Here is a 12,067-nt window from a genome sequence, read left to right on the forward strand (position 1 = left end):
TGAACAATGAAATAATGTACCAAATTGTAGCAAGGTCTGGTTTTTGTAATCTAAATTAGTTAAGGAAATTGCTTGATAAATAAGCATATTTCACTACTTTTGCTTGGTTATTTTGAGCGGTGTTGTCATCTCTTTAGTTAGAAAAAGTTATTAACAATAAAATGGTGTTAAAACCTGCGCTTAGCGGTACAAAATGGGCCTAAATACACGTCATTACTGGCATAGCGCTTTATTAAGTTGCTATTTGGATGAGTTTTTGCGATATTATTTATATTATAATATTAACAGGAAGCTAATAAGATGACTCTGCCTAGTTCTCAATCTGCAAATGCTATTCGCATACTTGCTGTCGATGCCGTTCAACAAGCTAACTCTGGCCACCCTGGTGCGCCGATGGGTATGGCTGATATTGCAGCGGTATTGTGGCAAAACTTTCACCGCCATAACCCATTAAACCCAGACTGGTCTAACCGTGACCGCTTTGTGTTATCAAATGGCCATGGTTCAATGCTTCAATATGCATTGTTACACCTTAGCGGTTACGACGTAAGCATTGAAGATATTAAGCAATTCCGTCAGCTTCACTCTAAAACACCGGGTCACCCAGAATATGGTTACACTCCGGGTGTTGAAACAACGACAGGCCCATTAGGTTCTGGTATTGCTAACGCAGTTGGTATGGCAATCGCTGAAAAAACCTTAGCGGCACAATTCAATAAGCCACAATTTGATATTGTTGATCACTTCACTTACTGCTTTATGGGTGATGGCTGTCTAATGGAAGGTATCTCGCACGAAGCATGTTCGCTGGCAGGTACGTTAGGTCTAGGCAAGCTAATCGCATTTTGGGATGACAATGGCATCTCTATCGATGGTGAAGTAGAAGGTTGGTTCACCGACGATACGCCTGCACGTTTTGAAGCTTACGGCTGGCAAGTTATTCGTGATGTTGATGGTCACGATATGAATGCAATTGCGGGTGCAATCGAAGCGGCACAAAGCAACACCACGCAACCAACATTAATCTGTTGTAAAACAGTGATTGGTTTTGGCTCGCCAAATAAATCAGGTAGCCACGACTGTCACGGTGCACCACTGGGTCACGACGAAATCGCCGCTGTACGTGAGCAGCTAAACTGGCCACACCCAGCATTTGAAGTTCCACAAGAGGTTTATAACGAGTGGAATACCCAAGCAAAAGGCCAAGAGCTTGAAGGTGCATGGCAGCAAAAATTTGCGGCTTATAGCAAAGCACACCCTGAACTTGCAAAAGAATATACACGTCGTGTTCTTGAAAAAGCATTACCAGCTAACTTCGCTGAATTAGCTGATGAGTACATTGCTAAATGCCAAGCCGACATGCAAAACATTGCGACACGTAAAGCATCACAAAATGCGATCACCTTCTTTGCTAACCAGCTTCCTGAACTAATGGGTGGCTCTGCCGACCTTGCTGGTTCTAACTTAACCTTATGGCCAGAAGCAAAAGGTTTACAAGATGCTGCTGATGGTAACTACGTGTTCTATGGCGTACGTGAGTTTGGTATGAGCGCAATCATGAATGGTATTGCATTACATGGTGGTTTCATTCCATTTGGCGCAACCTTCTTAATGTTTATGGAATACGCACGTAATGCTGTACGTATGGCAGCATTAATGAAAGCACAGAGCATTTTTGTGTATACCCATGATTCAATCGGTCAAGGTGAAGATGGCCCAACTCACCAACCAATCGAGCAAATCGCTAACCTTCGCATGACACCAAATATGACTGCATGGCGTCCGTGTGATGAAACTGAAACTGCGGTAGCTTGGCGCCAAGCGTTATTAAAAGAAACCGGTCCAAGTTCACTGATCTTCAGCCGTCAGGGTACAAAAGCGATGGCACGTGATGCACAGCAAGTTGCTGACATTGCTAAAGGGGGTTATGTACTTGTTGATAGCGAACAAGCTGCAGAGCTTATTCTTATTGCAACGGGTTCTGAGGTTGAACTAGCGGTGAATGCTGCTGCTGAATTAACAGCACAAGGCAAGCAAGTTCGCGTGGTATCTATGCCATCAACGAATCAGTTTGACAGCCAAGATAAAGCATACCGTCAAAGCGTGCTACCAGCGGGTACACCAAAGATTGCTGTTGAAGCTGCGCACCGTGACTTCTGGTTCAAGTATGTTGGCCAAGATGGTGATGTACTAGGCATGGACACATTTGGTGAGTCAGCGCCAGGAGCAGTACTGCTTGAGCACTTTGGTTTCACAGTGGCAAACCTAGTTGCAAAAGCAAATGCATTACTTGCTGAATAATGTGACTGGCGAAAAATTATCGTAATCGCAACACGATAAACCTACATTTGTGATGATGTGTAGGTAAGAAGACCAATTCGCAATAATACTTAATCATTTTGAGGGATTAAACCTGTTGCTATCTGCGTTAAAAATTTCTGATTTAGAATAACTAAATAACGAAATTTTTGCCTTGCTATCAACGAGGTTTTATTGCCTCAAAATAGACTACTTAATTAAGCAAATTGGTATAAAAAAAGCCCGCAAACTTTGGTTTGCGGGCTTTTTGCTGCTTAAACAATCGGTTTAAACTAGTTCGTTTAAGATTGACTCTAGTTTCTCTTGGTCAATTGCGAATTGACGAATACCTTGGCTTAGCTTTTCAGTTGCCATAGCATCTTCATTCATTTCCCAGCGGAAAGCTTGTTCAGTCATTGCAGCTGGCGCTTCTGCTTTTTCTGTTGCTGGTAATAGTTTTTGAGTTAATGGTGCGTCAGTTGCAGCTAGTTCAGCAAGTAACTTAGGGCTGATAGTTAAACGATCACAACCTGCTAATTCTTGGATTTCACCGATGTTACGGAAGCTTGCGCCCATTACAATCGTTTCGTAGCCGTGCTTTTTGAAGTAGTTGTAGATATGCGTTACTGACTTAACGCCCGGATCGTTAGCACCGTCGAAATCAGCGCTTGCATCTTGTGCTTTGTACCAGTCAAGAATACGACCAACGAATGGTGAAATTAGGTAAGCACCCACTTCGGCACAAGCACGTGCTTGAGCAAATGCAAATACCAGCGTTAGGTTACAACGGATACCTTGCGCTTCAAGTACCTTGGCTGCTTGAATACCTTCCCATGTTGAAGCAATTTTGATTAACACGCGCGATGTGTCGATGCCTTGCTCTTTATATAAAGCAACAAGCTCAAGTGCTTTATCAATGGTTGCTTGAGTATCAAATGATAAACGCGCATCCACTTCTGTTGAAACTAAACCCGGCACTTGCTCCATTAATTTAGAGCCAATTAATACCGCTAGCTTGTCGGCTGCTTTTGTTACAACTTCAGCTGCGTCACTGCTTTGTGCTTTTGCCCATGATACGGCTTCGGCAGCAAGTGGGCGATATTTCTCAATTTGAATCGCGTTTAAGATTAGTGATGGGTTTGTTGTTGCATCTTGCGGTTTATATTCGTTGATTGCTTCAAAATCACCCGTGTCAGCAACAACGGTTGTCACTGCTTTAAGTTGTTCTAATTGACTAGACATAGTTATCCCATTCTTATCATACAAAAGTTAATGTAGTGGCTTTAACCTATTATTTGTGCTGAAAAAACAATCTAATCTTCCAGAGAAACTGCGCAATAAATCGCCCGCCAGCAGCAAATAATCCTGTTAATAATATTTTTATAATACCTTTACAATCTGGTATTGTTGATATTATCATACAAATAAAGATAATGACTAACAATGTTAGTAAGCAATTAGTGAAAGGTAATTATGTCTCGTTATACGTTGGGATTAGACTACGGGTCAGACTCGGTAAGAGCATTACTCGTTGATGTTGCGACTGGTGAAGAACTTGCCAGCCATTTAGTAAACTACCCGCGCTGGGCACAAGGCTTATATTGTGACCCAAGTAAGGATCAGTTTCGTCAGCATCCACAAGACTATATTGATAGCCTTGTAGAAGTAGTAAATGGTCTATGGTCACAAGTTCCAGCGGGTACTGCAGACAAAGTAGTGGGTATGAGCTTTGATACAACTGGCTCAACGCCTGTGGCAATTAATAGCCAAGGTACACCACTGGCATTAACTGAAGAATTTGCAGAAAATCCAAATGCGATGTTCATTTTGTGGAAAGACCATACGTCTATTAAAGAAGCAAATGAAATCACTGCAGCTGCCACTAACAACGATGTGAACTACCTTTCACACATGGGCGGTATCTACTCTTCTGAGTGGTACTGGGCCAAAGCATTACATATTTTCCGCGTTGATAGCAGTGTAAAAGCAGCCACTTATTCATGGGTTGAACACTGCGATTGGATGACCGCGCTAATGTGCGGCACAACGCACCCTGAAGTATTAAAGCTAGGGCGTTGTGCAACGGGCCACAAACAAATGTGGAACGAGCAGTGGGGCGGTTTCCCACCAAACAGCTTCTTCAGCAATATCGATCCACTATTAGATGGTGTTGTTGATACGTTAAATGCAACTACAGAGCCAAGCGATCAAGTTGCTGGCAACTTAACTGCTGAGTGGGCCGAGAAGCTTGGTTTACCACAAGGTATTGTTGTTGGTTACGGTGCATTTGACTGTCACATGGGGGCAGTAGCAGCCAATGTTCGCCCTGGTGTTCTAACTAAAGTAATGGGTACTTCAACCTGTGACATCACTGTAACGTCTCAAGAGCAGCTAGGTGATACTTGCGTTAAAGGTATTTGTGGTCAAGTTGACGGCTCAGTGATCCCTGGAATGGTTGGCTTAGAAGCTGGTCAATCTGCGTTTGGTGATTTATACGCATGGTTCAAGAACCTAGTACTTTGGCCAACTCGCCAACTTACAAATTTATCTGACGCTGAGCAAGCGTTAGTTAACAAGCTAGAAGACTCAATCTTAGTTGAGTTATCAAAAGCGGCAGCTGCATTGCCTGTAACAAGCAACGATGTAACGGCGCTTGATTGGGTAAATGGTCGTCGTACGCCAGATGCAGACCAAAGCGTTGCCATGGCATTAACAGGCTTAAAAATGGGCACTGATGCACCTAAGTTCTTCAAAGCGCTTGTTGAAGCAACTGCCTTTGGCGCACGTGCTATCACTGAGCGTTTCCGTAGCGAAGGCGTGCCAATCGAGTCTGTGGTCGTTATCGGCGGTATCTCTAAAAAATCAGACTACGTAATGCAAACCTGTGCTGATGTTTGGAATTGTCCAATCGACGTTTTAGAAAGTGAGCAAAGCTGTGCATTGGGTGCGGCAATTATGGCTGCGGTTGCTGCAGGTGAGCACGCAACAGTGGCAGATGCTCAAAAAGTAATGGCGTCGTCAGTATGTCATCAGTACTTACCAAACCCTGAGCGCGTTGCTGTGTATGACGAGCTTTATGCTAACTACCAAGCACTTGCAAGCTATGTAAACGGAGACAAAGCATGAGTTTTACTGAACTAAAACGTGAAGTCTATGAAGCGAACATGGAGCTGCAACGTCGTGGCTTAGTAATTTATACCTTTGGTAATGTATCGCAAATCGACCGCGACAAAGGCGTAATCGCGATTAAACCAAGTGGTGTATCGTACGACCAAATGAAAGCCGACGACATGGTGATCGTCGACCTTGAAAACAACATTGTTGAAGGGTCTATGCGTCCGTCTTCTGACACTAAAACGCATGTTCATTTATATCGCCACTTCGATGCAATTGGTGGTGTAACACACACGCATTCGACCTATGCAACTGCATGGGCGCAAGCAAAACAAAGCATTCCTTGCCTTGGCACAACTCACGCTGACTATGTACACGGTGACATCACCTGTACTCGTGAGCTAACCGATGAGCAAGTGAATGGCGATTATGAATTAGAAACCGGTATTCAAATTACTGATGCGTATCAAGACCGCGATCCGAAAGCTGCACCTATGGTGATTGTTGCGGGTCATGCGCCTTTCACGTGGGGTAAAGATGCCGCTCAGTCTGTATACCATGCCGCGCTACTCGAAGAGATTGCACGCATGGCGTATTTAACACGCACTTTAGATCCACACGCAGCTGAACTTAAAAAAGCAGTGATGGATAAACATTATCTACGTAAGCACGGTAAAAACGCGTATTACGGTCAGAGCAAATAGCAAGAATTTAGAGGATTATTAACATGACGACGATGACGAAAGAAGTCTGGTTTGTTACCGGCTCACAACATCTTTATGGTCCTAAGGTGTTAGAAACGGTTGCCAAAGACAGCGAAGCAATTGTAGCGGGCTTAAACAGCGAAGCGAACTTACCAGTAAACTTGGTATGTAAGCCTACCGTTAAGTCACCTGAAGAAATTCACGCTGTTTGCCAAGCGGCAAATACGGATCCTAACTGTGTTGGTTTAGTTTTATGGATGCACACTTTCTCACCTGCGAAAATGTGGATTGCTGGCCTAAGCGAATTACGTAAGCCTTGGTTACACCTTCATACTCAGTTCAACGCAGCCCTTCCTTGGTCTGACATCAACATGAACTACATGAATACGCACCAAAGTGCACACGGTGACCGTGAGTTCGGTTTCATCGGTACTGTAATGCGTAAAGAGCGTAAAGTTGTTGCAGGTCACTGGCAACGTGCTGACGTACAACAGCAGTTAGATGACTGGTGTCGTGCGGCAAAAGGTTGGGCAGAAAGCCAAACACTTAAAGTTGCGCGTTTTGGCGACAACATGCGTCAAGTTGCGGTGACTGAAGGTAACAAAGTTTCAGCGCAAATTACTTTTGGTTATGAAGTACACGCGTTTGGTGTCGCTGAGCTTGTAAAAGTGGTTGATACAATCACAGAAGACGAAATCGATGCACAGTTAGAGCTATATAAGCAAGACTACGTAATTGCTGACGAAACTCTACAAGACGATTACGCAGTGAAAATGCTACGCAACGAAGCACGTTTAGAGCTTGGTATGGAGCGTTTCTTAGAGAAAGGTGGCTTTAAAGCATTCACAAACTGTTTTGAAGACTTATCAGGTCTTTCTGGTCTTCCGGGTCTTGCTACACAGCGCCTAATGTCGAAAGGCTATGGTTACGGTGGTGAGGGTGACTGGAAAACAGCTGCTATGGTTCGCATCATGAAAGTAATGGGTGAAGGCCGTGAAGGTGGTTGTTCATTCATGGAAGATTACACTTACAACATGGGTGAGACTGACCAAGTACTTGGCGCACACATGTTAGAAGTGTGTCCTTCAATTGCAGCGCAAAAACCACGTCTTGAAGTTCACCAGCACACTATTGGTGTGAAATGTGATGTAGGTCGTTTATTGTTTACTGCAAAACCAGGTGCTGCAATCAACGTATCACCAATTGATATGGGTAACCGTTTCCGTATTCTAATTAACGAAGTAGACACAGTGGCTCCGCCAGCTGATTTACCTCACTTACCTGTTGCTTCAGCGCTTTGGGAACCAAAACCAAATCTATCTGTAGCATCAGCTGCATGGATCCACGCCGGTGGTGCACACCACACTGCATACAGCCAAGCAGTAACAACCGATATGATTATCGATTTTGCTGAAATGGCTGGCGTTGAAACGATGATCATCGATAACGATACGACGATCCGTGGTTTCAAAACAGAGCTTCGTCATAACGCAGCTTACTACATGCTAAAACGTGGCCTGTAAGAATTAGTACTTTATGTACTAGAACGTGCTGTGTGTGAGCACGTTCACCCCAAATTTTGTTGTCGATTAAGCCAGTGATGAGCCACGCTCTTCGCTGGCTTATGCTATTGTGAAGCTAAACATTTTAGGAGTAGATATGATCGATTTAAGCGCCTACCAAGGCATTATTTTTGATATGGATGGCACCTTAATTGACTCAATGGGCAGTCACTTACAGGCATGGCAGAAAGCTTGCGAAGCCTATGGGTATCCATTCGATTACGACTACATGTATAGCTTAGGCGGCATTCCGACCGTTAAAACAATTGAAATGCTTAACGAAAAATTTGGTTTAGATCATGACCCTTTGGTTGTGGCAAAAGATAAACACCAGTTTTGGGTTGATTTACAACATCATCCACTAGTGATTGACGAAACCGTCGCAGTACTTGAAAAGTACCATGGTGTATTGCCAATGGGTGTGGGCACGGGGGCTGACCGCGAGCATGCAATTGATCATCTAACAGATACGAATTTAATTAATAAAATTGGTGCCTTAGTGACTGCCAGTGATGTTAGTAAAGGCAAGCCGAACCCAGAAACATTCTTAAAAGTAGCAGCGCTTTTAGGTGTTGAACCAAGTCAATGTGTGGTGTTTGAAGACACACAAATTGGCTACCAAGCCGCCAAAAGTGCGGGGATGGATTGCATCATGGTGAAAGACGGCAAAATCCAACTTTAGCGATTAAATTTGCAATGACACCTGTATTTGTATTATAAAACTATAAATACAATTACAAAAAGGTTATTCATATGTCATTGCAATGTGTTTTCCAAGGTTTAAAAACAACTCATCAAACAGCCAGTTCGAACACGAAAAAGTCGCGCGGGCTTTATGCATTGTTGGTGACATGTGGGATTGCCCTTACACCAGCGTGTGCTCATCAAGGAGACAATATGACGACTTCCCCTTCAGCATCAATGACGGCCTATGGCGTACTTGCTGATCAAACTCCAGTTAATCAAGTAACGCTGACTAACAGCAATGGTATTAGCGTTGATGTGATCAACTACGGCGGCATTATCACGCGTATTGAAACGCCAGATGCAAAAGGCGAAATGGGTAATATTGTACTGGGTTTAGATAACCTAGAAGCGTACACAAAAGCGACAACTTACTACGGTGCAATCATCGGTCGTTTTGGTAACCGTATCGCAAACGGTAAATTCACCTTAAATGGCACTGAATACCAATTAGCGACTAACGATGGTGACAACCATTTACATGGTGGTGTGCAAGGTTTCGACAAAAAAGTGTGGAACATGACACCGTTCACGACGCAAAACAGCGCAGGTGTAACCTTAAGTTTAGTGAGCCCTGATGGTGACCAAGGTTACCCGGGTGAAGTGACGACAGAAGTGACTTACACGCTAACGAACAACAACACGCTAGATATGCAGTTTATTGCTACAACAAGCAAGCCGACCATAATCAATATGACGCAACACAGCTACTTTAACCTAGCGGGTAAAGGCGACATTCTTGATCACCAAATGCAAATTAACGCAAAAGCAATTACGCCTGTGGATGGCGGCTTGATCCCAACTGGTGAGTTGATGGATGTGGCTGGCACACCGTTTGACTTCCGTACTGCTAAAGCAATCGGTCAAGATATCAAAGCAAGCAATGAACAACTGAAACTTGGTAAAGGTTATGACCATAACTTTGTGCTTAAAGACACGCCAAGCAATGAACTTGTTGAAGCGGCGACGGTTTACGAAGCAAACTCAGGCCGTACGTTAACAGTTTACACAGAAGAGCCTGCAGTACAGTTTTATTCAGGTAACTTCTTAGACGGTAGTACTCAGCAAGCGTCTGGCTTAGTGCATAATTTCAGAAGTGGTTTTTGTTTAGAGCCACAGCATTTCCCTGATGCACCTAATCAGCCAACGTTCCCAAGCACAACATTACTGCCAGGTGACGTGTATTCAACACGCATCGTGTACGAATTTGGTACAAAATAAAGGAACACAAACGTGAAAACAACAAAGCTTAAAAACGCAATGCAAAAGGCTGGTTTAGCTAGCCTATTTGCCTTGTCGTTTAGCGCTCTGACGGGCTGTCAGACTACGGCTGGAGACAACACAGCCAAAACAGATGTCGCAGCCACAGCAAAAGCGCCAATTCAAGATGATGGTATTTTTACTAATCCTCTTTTCCCAAATGGCGCCGATCCATGGCTTGAGTATTGGGATGGTAACTATTACCTAACTACAACAACGTGGACTTCTGAGTTAGTGATGCGTAAATCACCAACATTAGCGGGCCTTGCTGATGCAACACCTATCAATGTTTGGTCTGATTCGAATCCTGAGCGTTGCTGTAACTTCTGGGCGTTTGAATTCCATCGTCTAAAAGGGCCAAACGGCTACCGTTGGTACATGATGTACACAGCCGGTACTGATGGCACTTTAGATAACCAACACTTAAACGTATTAGAAAGTGCCGGTGACGATCCTATGGGTCCATACGAATACAAGGGCGCATTAATGCCTAACGTATGGAACATCGACGGTAACTACCTAACATACAAAGACAAGCTATATGTAATTTACTCTCAATGGCAGGGCGATCAGCAATTAAACATTATTGCTGAAATGGAAAACCCATGGACTCTGAAGAAGAACTCACCGCATACGGTGATCACGCGTCCTGAGCTAGATTGGGAAATCAGTGGTCGTAAAGTAACTGAAGGCGCTGAAATTTTACAGCACAATGGCCGTACGTTTATGACGTACTCAGCAAGCTTCTGTAATACTCCTGATTACAAACTAGGTATGCTTGAGCTTGTTGGTGACGATCCGCTTAAAGCGAGCAGCTGGAAAAAATACGAAAAGCCAGTATTTGAGCGTACAGAAGAAGTGTTTGGCCCAGGTCACAACGGCTTTTTCACATCGCCAGACGGCACAGAAGATTGGTTAGTTTATCACGGTAATGATTCGGTAGAGCACGGTTGTAGTGCGACGCGTTCATTACGTGCGCAAAAATTCACTTGGAACGACGATGGCACACCAAGCTTTGGTAAACCATTAACACCAGGCGTTGAAGTAGCTCCGCCATCAGGTGAATACGGCCCACTGGTAACGCGAGTGCAAGGTCAACGTTACCAATTAGTGAATGCAACAAGCGGCTTATGTTTAGACATTGCAGCTGATCCACAAGATGCACGTGCAGTTCAACGTCAGTGTGCAAGCACCAATGGTCAATGGGTTATTGATGCAACAACAGATGGTTTTGTTCGTTTAGCTAACCGTGAAGACAGCAAGTTCTTAGAGCTTGAAAGCTGTAATGACGCAGATAACGCTAAAGTACAATCTGCAGCATGGCGCAATAACTTCTGTCAGCAATGGAAAGTAGCACCAAGTACAGATGGTAATGTCTCTATTACTAACCGTTACACAGGCAAGCCATTAGCGGTTGCTGGTTGTTCTGCCGCACAAAACCAAGCGGTTTTACAGCAAAGCGACGCAACAGCGTGTGGCGACTGGCAATTACGCCCTATGGGCAGTGTTGTCGTATTAAGCCAACAAAGTGGTAAAGCACTTAGCGTGGCTGGTACGGTTAAAGCGGGTACCAATGTTGAGCAACAAGCTTTTACGCATAAAGATGCACAGCAATGGTTCTTCACACCAACAGATACAGGCTATGTAAGCCTTAAACAAAGCGCTGATAGCGAGTTCTGTGCTGCGGTAGCTGATAACGCCTTAGTACCAGGTGCCAACGTAGAAATGGCGTCTTGTGCAGCGAAAACAGCACAGTGGCGTATTGCTCCGGTAGAAGGCGGTGGTGTTATGCTGATCAACCGCTACACAAAACAAGCGCTTGGTTTAAGTAACTGTGGTTTAGCTGAAAACACTAACTTCGCACAACAACCTGATTTAGGTAACAAGTGCCAAGTGTTCCATCTGCGTGAACCAAATTAAGTTATAAGTAAAAAATCGACTCAACCAAAGCCACTTCATTTATGAGTGGCTTTTTTTATAGCCTTCAGCCTTCAGCTGTCAGTTTTTAGCTGAGCGGTGGAGGATGTTGGTGATATGTCTGTCTGATCGTAGGGTGTTGATTTCATGACGCGCCAAGCAAGCGTGACACCTACCGCATTACTTACCTGTTCATTCTTCGGGTAGGTTGGTTTGAGCGAAGCGAAAGCCAACATAATCCATCTACACCTTTTCATGCCCTACATTGCATATAAAACCCCACGTAGGAGGTACTTTAGTGCCGAATTTTGTCCATCACATAATCTTCACGACTAAAGCCGTTCTACAATGCACTCCTAGAACCTAGAACCTAGAGCCTAGAACCTAGAGCCTAGAACCTAGAGCCTCCGGCAGAGGGAAAGGCAGCCCGAAACGCCCACACCGCTCAGCTCAACGCGGACGGCTGAA

Annotated in this window: 8 protein-coding genes; 7 read left to right on the forward strand and 1 reads right to left on the reverse strand. The window is 44.2% G+C overall.

The window, feature by feature from the left end; translation table 11 throughout:
• The first annotated feature begins 300 nt into the window (after positions 1 to 300).
• The gene (tkt, locus tag CWC28_RS04625; protein ID WP_054552267.1) at positions 301 to 2,301 is read left to right on the forward strand and encodes a transketolase; all 2,001 of its coding nucleotides are present in this window, start codon (positions 301 to 303) and stop codon (positions 2,299 to 2,301) included.
• Between the two features lie 285 nt (positions 2,302 to 2,586).
• On the opposite strand, the gene tal is transcribed toward tkt, so the two are convergent.
• Complete coding sequence (gene tal / locus CWC28_RS04635) at positions 2,587 to 3,540, reverse strand: transaldolase (protein WP_138624793.1); 954 nt, start codon at positions 3,538 to 3,540, stop codon at positions 2,587 to 2,589.
• A 231-nt stretch (positions 3,541 to 3,771) separates the two neighbouring features.
• Here tal and CWC28_RS04640 point away from each other — a divergent pair, with 231 nt between their 5' ends.
• From CWC28_RS04640 to CWC28_RS04665, 6 genes are all read left to right on the forward strand, one after another.
• Positions 3,772 to 5,424: a ribulokinase gene (locus CWC28_RS04640; RefSeq protein WP_063700831.1), complete on the forward strand. Its 1,653-nt coding sequence runs from the start codon at positions 3,772 to 3,774 to the stop codon at positions 5,422 to 5,424.
• Complete coding sequence (locus CWC28_RS04645; protein ID WP_054552270.1) at positions 5,421 to 6,116, forward strand: L-ribulose-5-phosphate 4-epimerase; 696 nt, start codon at positions 5,421 to 5,423, stop codon at positions 6,114 to 6,116. Before CWC28_RS04640 ends, CWC28_RS04645 begins: the two co-directional genes overlap by 4 nt.
• 23 nt (positions 6,117 to 6,139) lie before the next feature.
• Complete coding sequence (gene araA, locus CWC28_RS04650; RefSeq protein ID WP_054552271.1) at positions 6,140 to 7,639, forward strand: L-arabinose isomerase; 1,500 nt, start codon at positions 6,140 to 6,142, stop codon at positions 7,637 to 7,639.
• A gap of 136 nt (positions 7,640 to 7,775) precedes the next feature.
• Positions 7,776 to 8,360 (forward strand): HAD family hydrolase, encoded by a 585-nt coding sequence (locus tag CWC28_RS04655; protein ID WP_063700833.1) that lies wholly within the window; start codon positions 7,776 to 7,778, stop codon positions 8,358 to 8,360.
• Between the two features lie 215 nt (positions 8,361 to 8,575).
• A complete protein-coding gene (locus tag CWC28_RS04660; RefSeq protein ID WP_234003553.1) occupies positions 8,576 to 9,643 on the forward strand; it encodes an aldose epimerase family protein in 1,068 nt (355 codons plus the stop codon).
• Positions 9,644 to 9,655: 12 nt separating this feature from the next.
• The gene (locus tag CWC28_RS04665; RefSeq protein ID WP_249324946.1) at positions 9,656 to 11,602 is read left to right on the forward strand and encodes a family 43 glycosylhydrolase; all 1,947 of its coding nucleotides are present in this window, start codon (positions 9,656 to 9,658) and stop codon (positions 11,600 to 11,602) included.
• Positions 11,603 to 12,067 lie beyond the last annotated feature (465 nt).

The sequence above is a fragment of the Pseudoalteromonas sp. S4492 genome (assembly GCF_005886115.1).
Taxonomy (GTDB): Bacteria; Pseudomonadota; Gammaproteobacteria; order Enterobacterales; family Alteromonadaceae; genus Pseudoalteromonas; species Pseudoalteromonas gelatinilytica.

Coding starts and splice junctions, on each gene's coding strand:
- tkt (WP_054552267.1), top strand. CDS start 301: ATGACTCTGCCTAGTTCTCAATCTGCAAATGCTATTCGCATACTTGCT.
- tal (WP_138624793.1), bottom strand. CDS start 3,540: ATGTCTAGTCAATTAGAACAACTTAAAGCAGTGACAACCGTTGTTGCT.
- CWC28_RS04640 (WP_063700831.1), top strand. CDS start 3,772: ATGTCTCGTTATACGTTGGGATTAGACTACGGGTCAGACTCGGTAAGA.
- CWC28_RS04645 (WP_054552270.1), top strand. CDS start 5,421: ATGAGTTTTACTGAACTAAAACGTGAAGTCTATGAAGCGAACATGGAG.
- araA (WP_054552271.1), top strand. CDS start 6,140: ATGACGACGATGACGAAAGAAGTCTGGTTTGTTACCGGCTCACAACAT.
- CWC28_RS04655 (WP_063700833.1), top strand. CDS start 7,776: ATGATCGATTTAAGCGCCTACCAAGGCATTATTTTTGATATGGATGGC.
- CWC28_RS04660 (WP_234003553.1), top strand. CDS start 8,576: ATGACGACTTCCCCTTCAGCATCAATGACGGCCTATGGCGTACTTGCT.